Origin of the sequence: Pseudomonas sp. RL_15y_Pfl2_60, from assembly GCF_963970595.1 — a bacterium.
Taxonomy (GTDB): domain Bacteria; phylum Pseudomonadota; class Gammaproteobacteria; order Pseudomonadales; family Pseudomonadaceae; genus Aquipseudomonas.
In genome coordinates this window covers 273,673-294,111 of the sequence record NZ_CAXAOE010000002.1, presented here as the reverse complement: position 1 = coordinate 294,111, position 20,439 = coordinate 273,673, and the positions used below count along the sequence as shown (strand labels likewise).

Annotated in this window: 16 protein-coding genes; 11 read left to right on the top strand and 5 right to left on the bottom strand. The window is 50.4% G+C overall.

Annotated features, from left to right (window positions below; all coding sequences use genetic code 11):
• Window positions 1-54: 54 nt before the first annotated feature.
• Entirely contained in the window at window positions 55-789 is a 735-nt protein-coding gene (locus AACY26_RS06465; RefSeq protein WP_339512176.1) for a phosphoadenylyl-sulfate reductase, read from the bottom strand.
• Window positions 790-1,158: 369 nt separating this feature from the next.
• Between AACY26_RS06465 and thrH the strand changes: the two genes are divergently transcribed.
• Complete coding sequence (gene thrH, locus AACY26_RS06460) at window positions 1,159-1,776, top strand: bifunctional phosphoserine phosphatase/homoserine phosphotransferase ThrH (protein ID WP_339512174.1); 618 nt, start codon at window positions 1,159-1,161, stop codon at window positions 1,774-1,776.
• A gap of 41 nt (window positions 1,777-1,817) precedes the next feature.
• Here thrH and pabB read toward each other — a convergent pair whose 3' ends face one another.
• Complete coding sequence (gene pabB, locus AACY26_RS06455) at window positions 1,818-3,185, bottom strand: aminodeoxychorismate synthase component I (RefSeq protein WP_339512172.1); 1,368 nt, start codon at window positions 3,183-3,185, stop codon at window positions 1,818-1,820.
• A 167-nt stretch (window positions 3,186-3,352) separates the two neighbouring features.
• On the opposite strand from pabB, the gene AACY26_RS06450 reads away from it, so the two are divergent.
• The 7 genes from AACY26_RS06450 to AACY26_RS06420 all read left to right on the top strand — a co-directional run bounded on the left by AACY26_RS06450 (window position 3,353) and on the right by AACY26_RS06420 (window position 14,126).
• On the top strand, window positions 3,353-6,064 hold the full coding sequence (locus AACY26_RS06450) for a LuxR C-terminal-related transcriptional regulator (RefSeq protein ID WP_445261290.1): 2,712 nt from the start codon (window positions 3,353-3,355) through the stop codon (window positions 6,062-6,064).
• Complete coding sequence (locus AACY26_RS06445) at window positions 6,061-8,781, top strand: LuxR C-terminal-related transcriptional regulator (RefSeq protein WP_339512168.1); 2,721 nt, start codon at window positions 6,061-6,063, stop codon at window positions 8,779-8,781. The genes AACY26_RS06450 and AACY26_RS06445 overlap by 4 nt, the downstream gene beginning before the upstream one ends.
• A 227-nt stretch (window positions 8,782-9,008) precedes the next feature.
• Entirely contained in the window at window positions 9,009-9,452 is a 444-nt protein-coding gene (locus AACY26_RS06440; RefSeq protein ID WP_339512167.1) for a DUF6160 family protein, read from the top strand.
• Window positions 9,453-9,528: 76 nt separating this feature from the next.
• Window positions 9,529-10,290, top strand: a complete 762-nt coding sequence (locus AACY26_RS06435; protein ID WP_339512165.1) for a C39 family peptidase — start codon at window positions 9,529-9,531, stop codon at window positions 10,288-10,290.
• A gap of 57 nt (window positions 10,291-10,347) precedes the next feature.
• The gene (locus tag AACY26_RS06430; protein ID WP_339512163.1) at window positions 10,348-11,352 is read left to right on the top strand and encodes a transporter; all 1,005 of its coding nucleotides are present in this window, start codon (window positions 10,348-10,350) and stop codon (window positions 11,350-11,352) included.
• Window positions 11,353-11,368: 16 nt separating this feature from the next.
• Window positions 11,369-12,961 carry an outer membrane protein transport protein gene (locus AACY26_RS06425; protein WP_339512161.1) on the top strand — a complete coding sequence of 531 codons (1,593 nt, stop codon included), beginning with the start codon at window positions 11,369-11,371 and terminating at the stop codon, window positions 12,959-12,961.
• Window positions 12,962-12,974: 13 nt separating this feature from the next.
• Window positions 12,975-14,126, top strand: coding sequence for a MalM family protein (locus AACY26_RS06420; protein WP_445261283.1), 1,152 nt, complete (start codon window positions 12,975-12,977; stop codon window positions 14,124-14,126).
• An 88-nt stretch (window positions 14,127-14,214) separates the two neighbouring features.
• Here the strand turns inward: AACY26_RS06420 and AACY26_RS06415 are convergent, their stop codons facing one another.
• From AACY26_RS06415 to rloA, 3 genes are read right to left on the bottom strand one after another with little or no spacing between them, the layout of a single operon-like run.
• Entirely contained in the window at window positions 14,215-15,201 is a 987-nt protein-coding gene (locus AACY26_RS06415; RefSeq protein WP_339512157.1) for an alpha-L-glutamate ligase-like protein, read from the bottom strand.
• A 3-nt stretch (window positions 15,202-15,204) separates the two neighbouring features.
• Window positions 15,205-16,731, bottom strand: coding sequence for an osmotic stress tolerance membrane protein RloB (gene rloB, locus AACY26_RS06410; RefSeq protein ID WP_339512155.1), 1,527 nt, complete (start codon window positions 16,729-16,731; stop codon window positions 15,205-15,207).
• Window positions 16,732-16,736: 5 nt separating this feature from the next.
• Window positions 16,737-17,273 carry a retropepsin-like aspartic peptidase RloA gene (gene rloA, locus AACY26_RS06405; RefSeq protein WP_339512153.1) on the bottom strand — a complete coding sequence of 179 codons (537 nt, stop codon included), beginning with the start codon at window positions 17,271-17,273 and terminating at the stop codon, window positions 16,737-16,739.
• Between the two features lie 295 nt (window positions 17,274-17,568).
• Here rloA and AACY26_RS06400 point away from each other — a divergent pair, with 295 nt between their 5' ends.
• The 3 genes from AACY26_RS06400 to prpC all read left to right on the top strand — a co-directional run bounded on the left by AACY26_RS06400 (window position 17,569) and on the right by prpC (window position 20,397).
• The gene (locus tag AACY26_RS06400) at window positions 17,569-18,306 is read left to right on the top strand and encodes a GntR family transcriptional regulator (RefSeq protein WP_339512151.1); all 738 of its coding nucleotides are present in this window, start codon (window positions 17,569-17,571) and stop codon (window positions 18,304-18,306) included.
• The gene (gene prpB, locus AACY26_RS06395) at window positions 18,303-19,190 is read left to right on the top strand and encodes a methylisocitrate lyase (protein WP_339512149.1); all 888 of its coding nucleotides are present in this window, start codon (window positions 18,303-18,305) and stop codon (window positions 19,188-19,190) included. Before AACY26_RS06400 ends, prpB begins: the two co-directional genes overlap by 4 nt.
• Before the next feature lie 79 nt (window positions 19,191-19,269).
• Window positions 19,270-20,397 (top strand): bifunctional 2-methylcitrate synthase/citrate synthase, encoded by a 1,128-nt coding sequence (gene prpC / locus AACY26_RS06390; RefSeq protein ID WP_339512147.1) that lies wholly within the window; start codon window positions 19,270-19,272, stop codon window positions 20,395-20,397.
• Window positions 20,398-20,439: the final 42 nt, after the last annotated feature.

The following is a 20,439-nucleotide window of genomic DNA, read 5'->3' as shown; positions in this document are numbered from 1 at the left end:
AAAAAACCGGCAATTTGCCGGTTTTTTAGTTTAAGCGCCAAGTGCACGCACTGATCAAGCCTTACTGATGATGTTGCCAGCGTGCAAGCCGCATTCTTTTTGCGTCGCCTCTTCCCACCACCAGCGACCTTCACGCTCGTGTTGGTTGGGAAGTACAGGGCGGGTGCAGGGCTCACATCCGATGCTGATGAAGCCGCGCTCGTGCAAGGCGTTGTAGGGCAGCTCAAGTGCGCGAATGTAGTTCCAGACCTCTTCGCTGGACATCTGCGCCAATGGGTTGAACTTGTAGAGCGGGCGATCGGCCGAGGAAAAGGCGCTGTCAATTTCAAGTACAGCCACTTCACTACGGGTGCTTGGGCTTTGATCACGACGCTGTCCGGTTGCCCAGGCTTTAACCGTCGAGAGCTTGCGTCTCAATGGTGCTGTTTTACGAATGCCACAGCACTCGGAATGGCCGTCTTTATAGAAGCTGAACAGGCCTTTTTCTTTGACCAGAGGCTCAAGCGCAGCCGAATCAGGCGAGAGTATGTCAATGCTGATGCCGTAATGCTCACGGACCTGGTCGATGAAACGATAGGTTTCAGGATGCAACCGTCCTGTGTCGAGGCTGAATACCTTAACGCCTTTGTTGATCTTCCAGGCCATATCAACCAGTACAACATCTTCGGCGCCACTGAATGAAATCCACAACTCATCACCAAAGTGTTCGAAGGCCAGCTTGAGAATTTCTTGTGGTGATTTTGTGGCGTAGGCTGCCGCTGTTTCAGCTACATCAAATGGGTGACTCATCAGGGGTTATTCCTAATTATCATGGCGCTTGGCGCTTTGTAGTGGTGATGGTAACAAATCGGGGATATGTCGCTAAATAACCAACAGCCATTGCGACTGTGAGTTTTGTGTATATAGGGAGCATTTGAACAAGGTCGCGAGCAACGACAGTGCAAGGCTAAATGGGCGGAAAAGCGGCCAGGGCCGCGCTCAATTTTAGTGCCCTGTATGAGCATTCAATCCGCGTTGCTCAGTGCTTCGGGGCCGTAGCAAGGGCTTTCCCAGTAATATCTAGCGCAGTAGTTTTCAGCGGCTCCATTGGTGCGTTGCGTCGCTTATAGCGAGCCGTTAGAGTGCCGTCTTCTATAAAAATACAGCTAGGAGTGTCCTGTGGAAATCGCTTGTCTCGACCTTGAAGGCGTGTTGGTGCCTGAAATATGGATCGCTTTTGCGGAAAAAACCGGTATCGAGTCGCTTAAGGCGACAACCCGCGATATTCCAGACTACGACGTGTTGATGCAGCAACGCCTGCGCATTCTTGATGAACATGGATTAAAGCTGGCCGATATTCAGGAGGTGATTGCGACGCTGAAGCCCCTTGAGGGTGCGGTGGAGTTTGTCGACTGGTTGCGTGAGCGTTTCCAGGTCATCATCTTGTCGGATACCTTCTACGAATTCTCCCAGCCTTTGATGCGTCAATTAGGTTTTCCTACCTTGCTTTGCCACAAGCTGGTCACCGATGAAACCGATCGCGTGGTCGGTTACCAGCTACGCCAGAAAGACCCGAAGCGCCAGTCGGTCATTGCCTTGAAAAGCCTTTACTACCGGATTATTGCAGCAGGCGACTCGTATAACGATACGACCATGCTTAGCGAAGCGCATGCCGGTATCTTGTTCCATGCGCCTGACAATGTGATCCGTGAGTTTCCACAGTTCCCGGCCGTGCATACTTACGAGGATCTGAAGCGCGAGTTTCTCAAGGCCTCAAACCGTCAGCTCAGCCTGTAAACTTTATTCGGCACCTGAAAAACACGCGCAATGCGGGTCTTTCAGGTGCTAGCCGATGCTGTCTGGCCAAGTTGTTCAAGGGTGCGCAGCAGGACATCGACCTTGGTCAGCGATTCTTGGTACTCAGCCTGCCATTGCGAGTCTGCAACTATTCCACCGCCGCCCCAGCAAGTGATTGTGCCGTCTTTGGCCAGCAGGCTGCGAATGGTGATCGAACTGTCCATTTCTCCGCGAATATCCAGATAAAACAGTGATCCGCAATAAAGTCCGCGGCGCGTGTCTTCCAGCTCGTCGATGATTTGCATGGCACGAATTTTCGGTGCGCCGGTAATTGATCCGCCCGGAAAGCTGCAGGCAAGCAGGTCGAGTGGATCTTTGTCGTCCGCGAGTTGGCCGGTGACCGCACTGACCAGGTGATGGACGTTGGGGTAGCTTTCAAGGGCAAAGAGTTCGGGTACCTGGACCGAGCCTACTTGGCAACAGCGGCCGAGGTCGTTACGGAGGAGGTCGACAATCATCAGGTTTTCGGCCTGATCCTTGGCGCTGTGCAGTAATTCTGCTGCTTGAGCCGCGTCCTTATCCGGGTCGAGATCACGTGGCCGTGTACCTTTGATGGGCCGCGTTTCAACCCGACCTTGGCTGACGCGCATAAACCGTTCAGGCGACAAGCTAATGATCGCTGCATCGCCAGGCAAGGCTTGAAAACCGGCAAAAGGTGTTGGGCACGCTGTTCGCAACGCTTGATAAGCAAGCCAGGGATCCCCTTGGTATTGGGCCTGGAACCGTTGAGCGAAATTGACCTGATAACAATCACCAGCCTGAATGTAGGCTTGGATTTTTGCGATGGCCTGCTGGTATTTACCTTGGCTGATGTTGGCTTGGAATCGATTGGCGAGACGGAAAGCTCCTGAATATTGACTGTCTGGTGACTCAAACAAGTCAATCAACCTGCGCCGCTCACTGGGACTCACCTGTGGATGGAATACCAGTTGTGTTGTGAGCAATTGGTGGTCGCTGATCAGTGCCCACGCATACAAACCTACACGCGCGTCCGGCAGTTTCAAGTCGTCTTCAGCGAGGCTGGGAATCGTTTCCAAGCGCCGGCCAAAATCATACCCAAAGTAGCCGATCAAGCCGCCAGCAAAGGGCAGGCTCAGGTTTTTCGGAATATCTTTAGTGCTTAAGGTGCGGCTGGCAACGCGCAGTCTTTGTAGGAAAACTTTGGCCGATTCATCAGAGAGCGGTGACATTTCAGCCAATGGCCAAGCGCTCATAAGATCATAGCGTCCATGTAGCGCTGCGGGCCTGCCTGTGTCCAGTAGTATGGCGCCCGGAGCACTCCTCAGACGGCCGAAGTAGGCGCCTGGACTGGCATTGTAGGGTAAGGCATGAACCTGAAAGGATGACATACGTGGCGTTCAAGCAAGCGTGAATAGCTATTGTAAGGTGCCAGCGCTGCCGGGCCTATAGGCTTTGCTTGATTTGCGCGCTAATAGATTGCTGGTTAGTGTTAACTTAACCAAGGAAATGAACATTGTAACGGTGTATGAATCACAGGGATCGGGTCATGGATGACATGAATGAAGTGCTAGATCAACCTGCGGATTACAATCTGACATCAGAAGTAGTTCCAGTACAGGTTTCGGAGCGTTATTTCGTTAGGCCAACCATTCAATCGGAGCTTGCAACACGGCCCGAGCGCCTGGTCTTGCTCGTTGCGCCCGCTGGTTTTGGCAAGACTACCGAGTTGGCAGTGCTCGCCAACAAACGCGTTGAGGAAGGTTGTTGTGTAGCTTGGTTGACCTTGACTGCTGAATCCAATACTTCACTGATTTTTTTCCAACAACTTGCCCATACCCTGGAGAGCGCTCAAGCCAATCTTGGAGGGTTTGACCCTGCGCTTATTGGAAATTCTGCCTGTTTGGACACATTACAGGCCATGGAATTGGTCTTGGGAAATGTCCTACGAATGCGTAAGCCGCTGTTGCTGGTTTTGGATGACTTCGAAGTTATCTCAAACCCCGATTTGCTTAGCGCGATCGACAGGCTCATCAACTATGCTCCCGATGGATTTACGCTAGCCATTGGAACACGGGTGAAGCCGAAGCTAAGTCTCGCTACTTGGCGCGCAAAGGGATATCTGATCGAGATTAGCGAACGTGAGTTGCGCTTGAGTGAGGATGACACCCAGGTTTACTTGCAGCTTCATGGGATCAATATCGAATCCCTCGCGCTCAGGAAAATCTACACCTACACCGAAGGCTGGGTGACTGGGGTTTTGCAGGTCATCAAGTGGCTTAAGTCAAACCCTCAAAGGCTTGAGCTGTTGCTTGATTATCAGGGTGATCACGCCTTGGTTGGTAGCTACTTGAACGATGCGGTGTTCGAGGGGCTATCTGTAGAGCGCCAAGACGCACTTCTGAATATGAGTGTGGTGCACCGCTTTAATGGCAGCTTGGTCCAGTCACTCACCGGTTGCGATAACGGGCAGCAGTTGCTGGAAGACCTGGAAGTGATGCAGCTCTTCTTGGTGCCTCTGGATAGCGATCGCCGATGGTTTCGATTCCACCGTTTTTTTGCCGAGTTCCTTCGCGCGCGGCTTAAGCAGCAAGACCCCGAGCGTTTTAAGCAAATTCATTTCAATGCGAGTTTGTGGTTTACCAACAACCACATGCAAAATTTTGCGATCGAACATGCCTACCATGCACAAGACGTTGAGTTGCTTGCCGCACTGGTTGATGGCTGTGGCCTGAGTTTGATCAATCGCGGTCAACTTGGCCTGGTACATAAGTGGCGCCAACATGTGCCGGATGATATCGCAGTCAAATACCCGGTTTTGGTACTCACTGATCTATGGGTGCGCGTGGTCGATCTGGGGCTGGACGAGGCAAATCGAGCACTTGATGATTTGCTTCTGCGCTGGGGGGATAGTGATGCAAAAACGCAGCTAACGGACAGCATGCTGGCTGCATTGGCAATTAAATCGTTAATCGCTTTGCAAAAGGATGATTTGCGCACATGCGTCAAGCTGGCGCGTCGTGTTGAGCTTCAATTAGGTTCGAGAACTGCTTTTCTTGAAGTTGCAATGCTGGTCATCGGCGCTTTCGCAAACGTCATGATGGGTTGGCATGACGCCGCTCGCAAGCTGCTGACGTTGGCCAATCAAAGAAATCATTTCCTTGATGGTAATTACCTGCATATGCAGCTCATCAATGTTGAGGTGATGTTGCTGCTTGAGCAAGGCAAGATCAAGCAGGCAGAGTTACTTTTTGAACGCCTGCGTGAGCGTACGACGTCCTGGTTTAACGAAAAATCCAAGGCCACGGTTTTACCTAAAATCACTCAGTGCCTGATTGCTTATCAGCAAGGACGCTTTGAGGGAGTGACAAGCCTTCTCAAGCGAATGCTGTCGATCGTTGATGTCATCAGCCCGGTCGACCTCTGCGCTCAGGGCACACTTTGCCTGGCCCACCTTCAGTACATGCAAGGCAATATCAAAGAAGCACATTCGACACTGATCTACATCCAGAATCTGGCCGCACGAAACAAGGCTTGGCGCTTCTATGCGCAAGCGGTCGGCTATGAAATTTTACGAACCCTGCAAGAAGCTGGTGACGACCGAATCAAGCGCGCTGAACAGCGCCTGAAGAGTATTAACTGGAATGAGTTAGCGTCCAACTATGCCCACATGCGCCTCAATCCAGTGCTTTGGATTCAAGGTTTGTCACGAACGCGATTGCAGCAGGCGCGTGGCCACTTCAGTGAAGCCATACATGAAATCCTGCAGCTACGTGCAATGCTGCAGGACGATTGGGAAGGGCTCGAACATATTCGCTTGGATCTCTTGGCTGCCTATAGCTATCAGCAGTTGGGCTATCAGGAACGCTCGCAAAGCTTGCTCGTACAGTGTTTGATTGCGGCCGAGCGAGAGGAGGTGCGCAGTCTTTTCCTTGAAGAGGGCGAGCCTATCCGCAGCATGCTACATCAGCTGGAGATGGCCGAACGTCAACCGGCGCTGCAAAATTTTATCCGCAGTCTCTTGGCCCTTTGGCCTGGACAGTCTGCCCAGCGCGAGTTGGAAATCATTGAGGAGGCGCTGACTGAGCGCGAGCAAGAGGTCATCAAGCTCGCGGCGCAAGGCATGTCTAACAATGATATTGGTCAGCAATTGAGTCTCGCACTGGGTACCGTCAAATGGCACCTTCATAACATTTACGAGAAGCTCAAAGTACGTAATCGCACCCAAGCGATAAGACGTGCTCGCGAGCTGGGGATGTTGGGATCATGAGCCATCAAAATAAATTAACTTCGCCAGATTTTAACCTGCTGTCGAGCAAGCTCGTACCAGTGAGTTTCGGTGCAGATCAATTACTGCCACGTACTGCACTGATCAACAAAATGTATAGCCAGCGTAAAAAGCATTTAATGGTCTTGAATGCCCCCGCAGGTTACGGCAAAAGTGCTGTTCTAACCGAATACCGGCAGCGGTTACTGATTGAGGGTGCAAAGGTCGCTTGGTTAACTTGTGATGCGCTGGACGCTGATCTAAGACGTTTGTTGCGTTATCTGGGGGAGGCGATTTCTGTTCAGTATCCAGGATTCGCTGAGCCAATGAAACGGGGGCTGGCCAGTGATGAAGTGCTCGATGAACACCAACTTCTGGAGCAGTTTGTAAATGGCTTGCAGCAAATCGATGGTGAACTCTATGTGATGATGGATGACTTTCACTGTATCCGTGATTGCAGTTTCTCAGAGTTGATTGGGCGAGCGTTCAACCAATTACCTTGCAATATTCACTTTGTGATCAGTACGCGATTTAAGGTCGGAATATTTTGCGCTGCCATTCAAGGAAACGCTACGTGCTGGTTTGGTGTTGATGACCTGCGTTTCAGCCAGGATGAGGTGCATGAGTACTATCGTGATATCAAGTCAATCCAAGCCAGTGATGCAGATATTGCCAAGGTATGTACGCAAACAGAGGGTTGGGTAACCGCACTTCATTTAGCCTCACTTATTGTGCCGAGCCTCAGCCGACGGTTCACGCCAACGTCAAGCATGCCGGGTACCGAGCGCAATCTTGCGGACTATTTTAGCGAGGATGCGCTGATCGATTTGCCGAGTGAAATACAGCACTTTCTGAATGTTACATCGGTGCTGGATGAGTTCAATGCCGAGTTGTGCAATGCATTGACCGGTCGCGAGGATGCGCAAAAAAATCTGCGCTATCTGTGTGATGAACAACTATTTATTGTCGAGGCTGAGCGCCAGGATGGCTGGTATCGGTATCATCCATTATTCGCAGAGTTTCTACAGCGTAGGCTGCTTAAAACAGAGGATCCAACCCATTTATTGCATGCTGCAGCGCATTGGTGTGAGGCGAGAGGCCTGTTCGAGAAAGCCATCAAATATGCTGTTCATTCGCACGACTATGCATTTGCTGCTCAGTTGCTTGAAACATATGGCTGGAAAGTCATTGCCGAAGAAAAGATATATCAAGTTTTGGGATGCTTGCAGGATATTCCTACCGAGGTCATCCAAGAGTACAGCGTTTTTCAAATATTTTTCGCATGGCAGTTGGCCTTCGAGCAAAAATACCTAGAGTCAGAATCCTTGATAGAGGAAATCAGCCTGCAGTTGCAGGATGCTAGTGCTGAGACAATGCGTCCAGGCTTTCTTGAATTGCTAGCCGCAACGCAAATCGTCAAGGCATTGGTGTTGCTTTATCAAGATAAACTCGACAGTTGTCTCAAGTTGACGGGGCACTGGTTGAAGCGAGCGCCAGCTTCTCAACCCTTGTTCTTGGCATGCCTGTCATGCCTGCAGGCCGCTTGCTACATCCTCCAAGGAGCCTATGTAGAAGGTTCAAAAGCAATCTTTGCGGCGCGGTCAAAGCTTAGCGAAAGCCAAAGCGATTACCTGAATGTTGTTGCCAGTTTAATTGAGGTTTGCCTGTGCAAAGAACTTGGCGAACTGCGTAAAGGGGCGGAAATTGCTGATCGAGCGCGCGAAATAGCAGATAGCTTTCTGGGGGAGCAGAGCCGTGTAGGAGGGCCACTATGGTTGGCTTGCGCCGATATTATTTATGAGCAAGGTGCCGATAAAGCTACGTTGAATGAGATCGACCAGGCCGCTACTTGGCGCGATGTTGTCACGCCGGTTGAGCTTTTAAATCGTGGTCAATTATTAGTAGTGCGTAACCGCTTTTATGAAGGGTACAGCGATCAAGCCCTTCATGAGTTGGATGAGTGGATTCTTAGTTTGCACGCGCCGGGTTACGAGCGCGTATATGCACAGGCCATGGGCTGTAAGGTGCAGTTCTTATTATGGTTGCGCCGGCCTAATGAGGCCGAGCGAATTTGTATGCAGCTTAAACAGCATCTTGCCACCTTACCTGCATCACGTTTTGCCAGCGCAAACATTAGCTTGATTCTAGCTGAAGCTCGTTTGTCGCTTTCTGAACGACGTGCGGATAAAGCGCTGGCGTCTCTTGAGGCCTGTCTCGCAGGCGACGACAGTATGCCGATGAGTGATAGAAATCTCAGGGTGTCGTTGTTACTTTCAGTTGCTTGCTGGAGAAAAGGTAACACCGAAAGATCATTCGAGTTGCTCAAAGCCGTCGTTGAAAGTGGTGTAAGTCGCGGTTATCAACGTTTATTTATCGATGACGCTATTTGGCTGCTTCCTGTAATGGATGCATGGCTGACCGCAGATACGGCTAACGCTAAGAAGTGGCAGTATTTAGCTGAAATGCTGCGTGACCAGTGCCAGAAGTTCTCTATTGACTATCAGGAACTTGAAGATAATCAGGATGTTAGTCGAAGGGAGCGGGAGATTCTGCGTTTTGTCGGAGCGGGCTTATCTAACCGGGATATTGCCCAGGCTGTGCATTTGTCAGAAGCAACGATCAAATGGCACTTACACAACCTGTTCTCAAAAATGGGTGTGCGAAGCCGAACTCAGGCAGTACTCAAAGGCAAGAGTTTGGGTTTGTTGAGTGAGGCGTAGGACCTCTTGATTTTATCCTCCATTCATTGGTTAGGGAGGCAGAAGCGAGTTGCAACAGTAGGTTTATAGCAGGACTTGATGTAACAGCATTAAGAGTTCGAGGGAGCATGATTATGGAAGCAATGTCACCTCGAACAGCGACGAAACTTGTCGTTCCTGCTGCTAGCGACAGGAGTCAATGGCAGCATCCTTCGGGATATCTAAACCGAGAACTGTGGAGAACAATAATGAAATTCATTAATAAATTCGCACTGGTAGCAGCTTTTCTTACCACTCCGCTCATGGCGCAGGCTGAACTGAAAGCTATGGATGATTCAGCGCTGGCAACAGTGACCGGTCAAGATGGCATCAGTATTTCAGGTCAGTTCAACGGTAGTATCGGCAGCGTTGTATACACTGATAACGATCCAGCTGGTGGTTCACTGCGCCTCGAAACCATTGCATTTGATGGTTTTAATATTTCTGATGATGCACCCATTTTGGTTGACGTTGTAACAACCAGTATCGGCGGTACTGATACCGAACAACTGCAGATAGGTCTGCCGTCAGTGACCGGTCAGTTGTCAGTTGGCGCTATCAAAGTTGGCAGTACTGCTGCGCCAAGTATTGGGTCGCTCGCAATCAGCGACATCAATATGGCTGGCACAACCGTAAAAGTATGGGGCCACTAGGCCGCGAGTCTTTCTTAGCAATGACAACCCTGCCAGCATACTGGCAGGGACCTTGATCTAAGAGAGGTGCTCCCTGATGATTGAAATTCTACTCGGAAGTTTGATTGGACTTTTCGGTATCACTGAAACGGTTGATGTTAAATCGCAACCTAATGGGCGTGTTAATTTAACTCAGGACATGCTGAGTAGTGGTCCGTTCAGACAGTCTGTAAAAATAGATCCCTTAAATCAACTGCAGTTTAAGCACGTTGTTCGTCAGTCATATGACTATAGTTGTGGTTCTGCCGCTCTTACGACGTTACTTGATTATTTCTTGGGTTTAAACTTGGAAGAACGTCAAGTTATGGAAGGGCTACTCAAATTTGGAGAGGCCGATAAGATCGTAGAGCGCCGGGGGTTTTCTTTACTGGATATGAAGCGCCTGGTCGCTGCGCTGGGTTATAACAGTGGCGGGTTTCGTGCGACGTTTTCAGATCTAGAGAGCCTGGAGCATCCTGTAATAGTGCCTATTGAATATGCAGGGTTTAAACATTTTGTGGTCGTGCGGGATGTATACGATGAGCACGTCTTCGTAGCTGATCCTGCCATCGGTAATATAAGTTTTACTCGTACTCGATTTGAGGATGTTTGGGAGAAAAATGTATTGTTCGTCATTTATCCAGGCGAAAGCGGAGTGGACAATACACTGGCATTAAAAGATCAGGATATGCGAATCATTGATGACCGGACGGTGTCTCTATTGGCATTCCAAACCTTTCCATCAATTACTAAGTTTACTGAGACTCAAGCAACGGAGCTCGGTGCTGGCGGCGCTATACAATATATTCGTCGTAAGTAGTTCTCCCATCCTAAGTGGGATGCCATATCCAGCAATAATAATAGTGGAGTTCTGTCAATGAGACTTACATGCGCTGGAGTTGTGTGCGCGTTTTTTCTGTTGGAAAGTGTTTATGTATTAGCAGATGTTGAGTCTGTTGATAACGCCAGGAATGCACTAGGTAAAAAGGAGGGTGACGCTGATAGTGCACAAGCCTTGGCCGAGGTTTTTCAAGCGGCCGAAAAAAGTTACACATTGCTTAAAGAAGGTGAGCGAACACTCACCTATGGAATTGATTACAGCTTGGTAAGAGACACGATTATAGAAACCGTTAGAACGGGTGAAGACTCTTTTAGTGTGGTGGGGCAGTCGGAGGCTCAGCATACATTTACTAATTCATTTACCTTTGACTACGGCGTCTGGAATAACCTGACATTCAGTATCAGGCTACCGTTCGTAGCAAAGTACGATACGGAACGAGATCTTAGCGCCTACAGTCTAGGCGATATTTCCGCAAGTCTACGATGGCAGCCATGGAATGCTCAGCGTGGCAAGCCTGTGACAACACTGTATGCCTCCGTAGGGCTGCCGACGGGGGATAGCCCATACGATAGCGAAGCTCAAGACAACTTATCATCGGGGAGTGGTAATTACAGCATAAGTGCTGGCGTAAATTTATCTTATGTTATTGATCCGGTTGTACTGTTTGGATCGCTTGGTTATACCTACAACTTTCCAATAAAAAATATTAACCAGGTCCGTGGTGGGCGGTTACTTAAAAGCGTTAATACAGGTTCCGCACTGTCGTTCAATATGGGCTTCGCCTATGCCTTGTCCTACGATGTTTCATTGGCAGCATCTTATCAAATGGCCTACAACCTTGCCCCAGAATTCGAGTTCGAGGATGCGACCCTTGAAGGGCGCGAGCAAACTAGCGCGCTCATGAACTTTTCATTGGGCCTAAGAACGTCGCCCGATTATATCGTCAATGTAAATGCTGGCTTCGGTTTGACGGAAGATTCTCCTGATGTATTGCTGGGGCTGTCAATGCCTCTCGATATTGCCGGCCTAAAACCTGAATAATAGACGAGTAATTGCTATGAAACTCGTTATCAATAAAATACCTTATAGCCTGTTTGTTGCCACAATTTTATTTGCGTGCACTGCACGGGCACAGTTGTCACAAAATTTGACAATCGGCAATCCAAAAGCCATGGCGCTTGGAAATGCTATTACTGCAGATTCATCTGGCATAGATGCAGTGCACTATAATCCAGCTGCGTTAACTAAGTTGAAAGGGCGCCAGGTGGCAGTAAAGGTAGTCACGGGATTGTTGGATATCAGATCTGAATTTAAAGCCCCTGAAAATTATGGGGATAGTTTTTTTGGTTTGTCAGATGACCCTGTTGCGAACCGTTCGAGCCGAACTACTACGCCAGCTATGTATTTTCCTGGGTTGGGTGGTGCGCGGGATGTTCCTGTGATTTTTGCGCCCCTTGCAGGTATTTCTATTACGCCACCTGGCTCAAAGTTTACATTTGCAAACAATGTTTATGCTCCACAAGCACTTGGTTTTTCTCGTGATGACAATGACCCTGCTCGCTATCAAGGTAAGCAGGTTGTTATGCAGAGGATTACCTATCTATCGCCCTCGGTTGCCTATCAAGTGAATGACGAACTGTCCGTGGGGCTTTCCATCGGTTTTTCACATCAAGCCTTATCATTAAATGAAGATTTTCGTGCACCAGGCGTGTTGACAGGTTTCACCGGTGCAGCTCAAGACGCTCTCTGCACTATTGAAGGTAATCCTTTTGAAGTTTTGTTAAACATTTGCGGCGGTGATTTAGGCCCGTTCACCGATGTGGCAAATATTAATTTAGATCTGCAGCAGTCGCTTTCACCAACCTGGAATATCGGTTTTCTATGGGAACCTGTTGACTGGTTTGCTTTGGGAGCCGTTTACCAGAGTGAAGCCAAGATGAAGCTCAAGGGGGACTACAACATTTCGTACAGTGATGATTGGCAGGGCTTCTGGCAGGGCTTGGACAGTTCACTGATTGGTGCAATATTTAGCAGTATCACTCCTGACGGTGTATTCGATAACGAGCGCGGTAAGGTTTCACTGGACCTGACCTATCCTGCCCATTTCTCAACGGGGATTAAGTTTAAACCTACTCCCAAGTGGCAAATCAATTTCGATGTCAAATGGACAGATTATGCTGCTTGGAATGAGTTTGAGATCAAATTTGATCGTGAGCTGGATATTTTGGCGATTGCCAGTTTGCTATCGCCCGATAATGCGACCTCTAGAAGTCTAGTTTTGGACCGTGGTTACAAGTCTGTTTGGAGCTGGGCCTTAGGCGTGCAATACCAATACAATGACCGCCTTACCTTACGCATGGGCTATGAGCCAAGGCCTTCGGCAATTCCTGGTAACAAAGCGGATGTTCTGGTGCCGATTGGTGATGCGACACTTTACGGATTGGGTGTTGGTTATCAGTGGGACAAAGATACGGTTATTGACCTTGGCTTCAACTATTTGGTCAGTAAGCAGAGTATTCCGGCAGGGTCGAGTTGCAGTATCAATTGCTCAAATATCGATGGCCTTGTCTACAACCCTTATGCCGATCTTGATGTTAAGTCGACCGTAAAAGCCTATGTGTTTGCCCTCACTTATCGGACCACTTTTTGACTGATGCTTTGCTATGACTGCACTTAAATCGTTGCTCATAACCTGTGTGTTATTAGGCTCGGCTGACTTGCTGGCGGGCAGTCGTTACCTTACGTGGGTGGATGAGCAGGGGCGTGTACACAATACGGCTTTGAACGAGGCATTTACTGCGCAGCAGAGTCGTGCAGCCCAGCAAGCGTTGTTGAGTGATCAGGCACGACTCAACCATGCTGGCACAACTTTGCTACGCCAGGCATCGAATGAGAGCAAGAGACGTTATTTCACCTGGTTGGACAGCAGTGGTGTGCTGCAAAACAGTTTTTATGCCAATCGACCCTTATTGGAAGGTGGTTCCGAGGTTGTATTGGCAACAGGGGAATCATCTTCGGATTATATCGATGCTGATGTACTGGAAGGGCGTGGCTATCAGCGTGAAGGTGATGAAGGTCAGTATTACACCTGGGTTGATGAGAAAGGACGCATGCGTAATTCTCGGCTTAATCCGCGATCCAGTGCAAAGAGCGACATCAGCACCGTTGCAGTTGAGTACACCGATGGGCGCCAAATAAAATTCGCTAAAAACCCAATCTTACTACCACGCCTTGACGGTCAACGGACTGCGGCAATGAATGATCTATTGGCAGCAAGCTCGGACCCAGAGAAAGGGCTCTATAGCGAGTTGATGGATAGCTGTTGTACGCAAATGGTTGAAGAGGACTTTACTCAGCTGTCCACTGATGAGCCGCGCTTTGAGGAGCTCAATCGTTTTTCACCCAGCTTTGATTTTCCAATGGGCCGCAGTTACTACGCAGCTATAAAGTTGCCCACAGTGAAACAAAGTTATGGATTGCGCATACGCAGCTTCGCGAACAAGCATGTGGTTTACCCGTCGCTATTGTTTCTAGACGCGCAGAAACGACCCACTCGTTTGGTCAGTGATGCCGTGTATCAGTTGCATGCAGAGACTTGGTACCGTTTTGCATTTATTGAAGGCGTGGTCAAGGTCCTGCCTGCTGCGAACGAAAGCTATGTGTTAGTACTGACAACAGATGAAGACAAGGGCCTAAAAACCTTCGATAACCAGCCATTCAACCGGCCATTACAGAAGGCTGTGGTTGATAAGGGCGGGATACAGGTGCATGCCCATTCTGGAGTGGGTTCCTTCGAGCTTGCTGTGGTCCGTTGATTGCTGTCGCAGAGATTGCTGTCGTAGCGACGATCTACCAGGCAAAGAAAAGGTCGCTAATAGCGACCTTTTCTGGTTTTGGGTTGGATTAGATTTCAGTGGAAAATTTGTGGCCGAACAAGCTTTGCGCAAAGCGAACACGTTCGAGCGGAGTTTCTTGGATGTCGTCTTTGGCCAGCTTTGCAATGTGCGCCTCAACGGCATGGGCACGAAGCGTCAGGCCTGTGTCGTTGGCGATTTGAATATTTAAGCCAGGGCGTGCATTGAGTTCGAGGATCAGTGGACCTTTTTCTTGGTCAAGCACCATGTCGACACCAATATAGCCCAGTCCGCACAGCTCATAACAGTTAGCAGCGAGACTCATGAAACCATCCCAGTTCGGCAACTGAACCCCATCCACCGCGTTGGTCGTATCTGGATGTTTGGTGATTTTGTTGTTTAGCCATGTGCCATTTAGGGTTAGGCCGGTTGCCAAATCAACACCAACACCGATCGCACCTTGATGGAGGTTTGCCTTGCCGCCGGATTGGCGCGTTGGCAGTCGCAGCATGGCCATGACCGGATAGCCTTTAAGGACAATGATGCGAATGTCCGGAACGCCTTCATAGCTGATACTTTTGAAGATTTGATCTGGAATAACCCGGTATTCAATCAGGGCGCGGTCGCGGTGACCGCCCAGTGAGTAGAGGCCTGTCAGAATACTCGAGATCTGATGCTCAATATCTTCGTGGGAAATGATTTTGCCCGAGACCGTGCGATAGCGATCTTCAAAGCGGTCGGCAACCACCAAAATACCGTCGCCGCCTGCACCTTGTGCAGGCTTGACTACGAAGTCGGTACGATTGCCGATGATTTCATAGAGCTTATCAATTTCCTTTTCCGTAGAAATCACGCCATACATTTCAGGCACGTTGATGCCTGCGTCGATGGCGCGCTCTTTGGTCAGGATCTTATCGTCCACAAGTGGATACAGGTGCCGTTTATTGTACTTCAGCACGTAGTCCGCGTTGCGGCGATTGATTCCCATGATGCCTTTGGCTTCGAGGGCCTTCCAGGTTTTCCATAGACCTAGCATGGCTTATTCCTTGAGGAAGGCTTTGAAGCGGAACAGTTCGGTCAGGCGATAGCCGCGGTAGCGACCCATAGCCAGCATGAACCCTACGAAAATAAGCAGCACGGCCGGGAAGGTAAACATGAAGTAAACCAATTCCGGAACGCTCATCAGCAAGTGCGCCAGGGAGGCGGCAAACAGAGTGCCAACGCCCACTTTAAAGGCATGTCCTGCGCCACGTTCTTCCCAGGTAATGGAGAGCCGCTCGATGGTCATGGTCAAAATTACCATCGGGAATAGGGCAACAGACAAGCCGCGCTCAAGACCTAGCTTGTGGCTGAACAGGCTGATAACGGCAATCAGGATCACCACGAACGTCAGCACTACCGATAGCCTAGGCAACATCTGGAGCTTCAGGTGCTCGAGGTATGAGCGCAAGGACAGGCCCAGCGTGGTGATCACAGTGAACAGAACGATACCGAAGCCAAGCTGTGTTTCACGGAACGCCAATGCGATCAGTACAGGCGTGAATGTGCCGAGGGTCTGCAGGCCGCCAAGGTTGCGCAAGATCAGAATCAGCAGTACCCCGATCGGGATCATGATCATGATCTGGAAGTTGTTCTGCGTCTGCAGCGGCAGGCCGTACAGTGAGTAGGACAAGAAGTCAGCGTCAGTGCTTTCGTCTGTCAGCTTCGCCAAGCGAATTGCATTCATTTCACTGTTGTTCAGGGCGAACGACACTTGTGCCTGTTTGCCACCCTCTAGTTTGATCAGGTCTTCGTCGCCAACCCACCACACTAGGCGATCTGAAGGTAAACCTTGTTCGCCGGTTTCCGGGTTGAAGTAAAGCCACTTGTCACCGTTGAAACTACGAAGCCACAGCTCGGGAGACTGCTGGGTCTCAGCTAGCAGACGCACCGTGTGGACGCGTTCCATGGGCACGTGGGCGATCGACAGTAGCAACTCAATTGCCTTTGCCTTGTTAGACGTTGAAGCATCACCGCCGAGCAATAGCTTGGCATTGTCATCATTGGTGTTGTTCACACGCTTGATGGTTTCGCTGATGAAGGTTTCAACGTCAGCCGAGTGCTGGCGAATCGGTGCGAGCAGGGCATCAGCGGCGATTTTCTCTGGTCCCTCGACAGGCAGGCTGTCACGGAAGATCGGGCCTTTGGCTTTCGCTTGCTCGCCGCTGTAGCGCTTGGTCAGAACCAGGCGATAGTAAATGGTTTGCTTACCGCTGGCGCGACGAGCAGACCAGGTAACCTTGCGGTTGCCGTCGGCGCGGTTAACGCTTACGCCATAATTATTGGAGATAAAACTTTCGTTAAGGCTGACGTAGTCCTGGTTCAGTGGCGGTACAAACATTTGCAGTTTGACCGGCTCTTTTGAACTGGCTTGGAATTCGATCTTGGCATCAATGTTCCAGAGGTCATCAGTTTCGTCTGATGTCAGTGGAATACCAAGGATAAAAATTTGGTATGCCGTTATCAGAATACCCAGGCTCACCAAGATAGTGATCAGGATTTTCAGATGCAGGGTAAGAGAGCGCATGGACATTACTCGCCAAGGGTTGCGTCAGTGGCACATGCAGGTTTCCCTGATGCGTATTTAAAGCTTGGATCTACAAGTGCATTGAAGCGTTTGAGTGCCTCAGATCCAATCAGCAGCGGGTATTGGAATGCACTTCGGTCGGTCAAGTTCACTTCAATCGTGCGTTGGGCTTGGCCCATGCACACTTTTAGTTCGATTACAGGTCGAGCGGTGTAGGTTTTCTGCTCATCAGGATCAAAGTCACCAGAGCGTCTCTTGATCTTGCTGACACGGGCCAGAGGCCGCTCAATCGGGTTGTCATGGGCATCATCTATGGCCAAGTAGAACCGCACCCAGGTCTCGCCATCGCGCTTGAAGCGTTCGATGTCTCGCGCGCTGAGTGATGCTGTTTTTGCACCCGTATCCAGTTTGGCTGCTACTTCAGCGTTAATGCCCGACAGGTTCACATATTCATTCAAGCCATAGACAGTCTTGCCCGCAGCAATGCTCAGGCTGGGAGAGAGAAGCAGGCAAATAATCAGTGCAAAGGGCTTCAGTCTCATAAGTCCTATTCGATGTTTCGTGCATGGATGAGTAAATAAGGCGATTAGGCTTCGCTATCCATGCGCCTACGATTGAGAGTGGCTGTTATGCAGTTTAGCTGGCCTGAGTGAAATGTATTCTAACATGGCCGTTTTGTGCAGTAACAGGCTCTTACAAGGGTTTCTTGGATAGTAACTCAAACTCTTGGGTTAAATGTTTCAGACTGTAGATTGTCGACAATAGCCTTCGAGATGTTTGACCGATGGCGTTTCTAGGCGTATTTTTTCTGTCTATATTCTTCCTGGTGTCAACAATATGCTGGATGCGATAGAGGTTCCTGAGGCTGCGCAAGATGAAGGCGAGACGCGTTCTGAGCAAGTGTTTCGCAGAATTCAAGCGGCTATTGTTAAAGGTGAAATTGCGCCTGGCAGCAAAATCTCAGAGCCTGAGTTGGCGCGTACTTATGGCATTAGTCGTGGGCCGCTACGAGAAGCTATCCATCGGCTTGAGGGGCAGCGATTGCTGGTTCGCATTCCTCATGTCGGCGCGCGCGTGGTGTCGCTCAGCCACGAGGAGTTGATTGAACTCTACGAAATTCGCGAGTCGCTCGAAGGCATGGCGTGCAAATTGGCAGCGCAACGCATGACGCAGCAGGAAATTGACGAACTCCGCCAGGTGCTCGAAACCCATGAACGCGACGAGGCGTTTCAAGCGGGGCGTGGCTACTATCAGCAAGAAGGTGACTTCGACTTCCACTATCGAATCATTCAAGGCAGCGGCAATCGCACGCTCAGCCAATTGCTTTGCGGTGAGCTGTATCAACTGGTGCGCATGTATCGCATTCAATTTTCATCTACGCCAAACCGTCCGCGCCAGGCATTTGCCGAACACCACCGGATTCTTGACGCCATTTCTGAACGTGACGGCGAACTCGCCGAACTCCTTATGCGTCGGCACATTGCTGCTTCGAAGCGCAATATCGAACGCCATTACTTGGCCGAGCAGTCAGCGTCTGGCCCAACACAATCATCAACTTCACGAGGTGAGTCATGAGCTCTAAAACTCCTGGTCAGCGGTTTCGCGATGCGGTTGCGCAAGAGCATCCATTGCAGGTTATTGGTGCGATCAATGCCAACCATGCCTTGCTCGCAAAGCGTGCTGGCTTCAAGGCTATCTATCTTTCCGGTGGGGGCGTTGCCGCAGGCTCGCTTGGCTTGCCAGATCTGGGCATAACCGGGCTGGACGATGTGTTGACCGATGTTCGCCGTATTACCGATGTCTGCGATTTGCCGTTGTTGGTCGATGTCGATACGGGCTTTGGCGCCTCTGCGTTCAATGTCGCGCGAACCGTTAAATCGATGATCAAGTTTGGCGCCGCGGCGATTCATATTGAAGACCAGGTTGGCGCCAAGCGCTGCGGTCATCGGCCAAACAAGGAAATTGTCTCCCAGCAAGAAATGGTGGATCGGATCAAGGCCGCTGTGGATGCGCGCACAGACGATAGTTTCGTGATCATGGCGCGCACTGATGCTTTGGCAGTCGAGGGGCTTGAATCAGCTCTTGATCGTGCTGCTGCATGTGTCGAAGCCGGGGCCGACATGGTGTTTCCTGAGGCAATCACCGAGCTTGAGATGTACAAGCTGTTTGCTGAAAAGGTCAAGGCGCCCATTCTGGCCAATATCACCGAGTTTGGTTCTACCCCCCTGTTTACCACCGACGAATTGAAATCTGCTGATGTTTCCCTGGTTCTGTACCCGCTTTCAGCATTCCGGGCGATGAACAAGGCTGCGGAAAATGTTTACAACGCGGTGCGCCGTGACGGTACTCAGAAGAATGTGATCGACACCATGCAGACCCGCATGGAGCTTTACGAGCGTATCAATTACCACGCATTCGAGCAGAGTCTCGATGCCTTGTTTGCAGGCAAAAAAGCCTGAGATCAAGCGTTTCGCTGGCGGTTAAAAGCAGCCGCGAACGATGTTGCAGTATCCAAAATAAATTCAAGAGGAGAGAGCAATGGCTGAAGCTAAAGTATTGAGTGGTGCTGGCCTGCGCGGCCAGGTCGCCGGCCAAACAGCCCTGTCGACGGTTGGTCAAGAAGGCGCAGGCCTGACGTATCGCGGTTATGACGTACGCGACCTTGCTGCCAGCGTGGGCTTTGAAGAGGTTGCCTATCTGCTGTTTTACGGTGAGCTGCCCAACACCGATCAGTTGGCTGCCTATAAAGCCAAGCTCAAATCCCAGCGTGATCTGCCGCAGTCGCTCAAAGAAGTGCTGGAACGAATCCCAGCCAATGCCCACCCAATGGATGTCATGCGCACGGGCGCTTCGGTACTTGGCACCCTTGAGCAAGAGTTGAGCTTCGATAAGCAGCAAGATACAGCGGATCGCTTGCTGGCTATTTTTCCGGCGATCATGTGCTATTGGTATCGCTTCAGCCATGACGGCGTGCGTATTGATTGCGTGACCGATGAAGACTCACTGGGCGGTCACTTTTTGCGCTTGCTGCATGGTAAAAAACCGAGCGAATTGCATGTACAGGTGATGAACGTTTCACTGATTCTGTACGCTGAGCATGAGTTCAATGCTTCAACCTTCACCGCCCGGGTCTGCGCTTCGACCTTGAGTGATTTGTACTCCTGCGTCACGGCTGCGGTTGGCACCTTGCGTGGCCCGCTGCACGGCGGCGCTAACGAAGCGGCGATGGAAATGATCGAGAAGTTTTCATCGGCTGAAGATGCGAAGGCGGGCACGCTCGCAATGCTTGAGCGTAAAGACAAGATCATGGGCTTTGGCCATGCCATCTACAAAGACTGTGACCCGCGCAATGAGGTGATCAAGACCTGGTCGAAAAAACTGGCTGACGAAGTCGGTGACAGCGTGCTCTACCCAGTCTCCGAGGCAATCGATAAAACCATGTGGGAGCAGAAGAAACTGTTCCCGAATGCCGATTTTTATCATGCCTCGGCCTATCACTTCATGGGCATCCCGACCAAGCTGTTTACCCCGATTTTCGTGTGTTCACGCGTCACTGGCTGGGCTGCGCATGTGTTCGAGCAGCGCGCCAACAACCGCATTATTCGCCCAAGTGCCGAGTACATTGGCGTGGAACAGCGCTCAGTACCGCCACTCGACCAGCGCTAATCGCGCGCGGATGCCCCGGATTTAACCGTGCGGGGCATTCCG

Bases quoted from the DNA above. Each gene is read 5' to 3' on its own strand.
- AACY26_RS06445 (WP_339512168.1), top strand. From the start codon at position 6,061: ATGAGCCATCAAAATAAATTAACTTCGCCAGATTTTAACCTGCTGTCG.
- rloB (WP_339512155.1), bottom strand. From the start codon at position 16,731: ATGCGCTCTCTTACCCTGCATCTGAAAATCCTGATCACTATCTTGGTG.
- AACY26_RS06425 (WP_339512161.1), top strand. From the start codon at position 11,369: ATGAAACTCGTTATCAATAAAATACCTTATAGCCTGTTTGTTGCCACA.
- AACY26_RS06415 (WP_339512157.1), bottom strand. From the start codon at position 15,201: ATGCTAGGTCTATGGAAAACCTGGAAGGCCCTCGAAGCCAAAGGCATC.
- pabB (WP_339512172.1), bottom strand. From the start codon at position 3,185: ATGTCATCCTTTCAGGTTCATGCCTTACCCTACAATGCCAGTCCAGGC.
- AACY26_RS06465 (WP_339512176.1), bottom strand. From the start codon at position 789: ATGAGTCACCCATTTGATGTAGCTGAAACAGCGGCAGCCTACGCCACA.
- AACY26_RS06420 (WP_445261283.1), top strand. From the start codon at position 12,975: ATGACTGCACTTAAATCGTTGCTCATAACCTGTGTGTTATTAGGCTCG.
- rloA (WP_339512153.1), bottom strand. From the start codon at position 17,273: ATGAGACTGAAGCCCTTTGCACTGATTATTTGCCTGCTTCTCTCTCCC.
- AACY26_RS06430 (WP_339512163.1), top strand. From the start codon at position 10,348: ATGAGACTTACATGCGCTGGAGTTGTGTGCGCGTTTTTTCTGTTGGAA.
- AACY26_RS06450 (WP_445261290.1), top strand. From the start codon at position 3,353: ATGAATGAAGTGCTAGATCAACCTGCGGATTACAATCTGACATCAGAA.
- AACY26_RS06400 (WP_339512151.1), top strand. From the start codon at position 17,569: ATGCTGGATGCGATAGAGGTTCCTGAGGCTGCGCAAGATGAAGGCGAG.
- AACY26_RS06435 (WP_339512165.1), top strand. From the start codon at position 9,529: ATGATTGAAATTCTACTCGGAAGTTTGATTGGACTTTTCGGTATCACT.
- AACY26_RS06440 (WP_339512167.1), top strand. From the start codon at position 9,009: ATGAAATTCATTAATAAATTCGCACTGGTAGCAGCTTTTCTTACCACT.
- prpB (WP_339512149.1), top strand. From the start codon at position 18,303: ATGAGCTCTAAAACTCCTGGTCAGCGGTTTCGCGATGCGGTTGCGCAA.
- prpC (WP_339512147.1), top strand. From the start codon at position 19,270: ATGGCTGAAGCTAAAGTATTGAGTGGTGCTGGCCTGCGCGGCCAGGTC.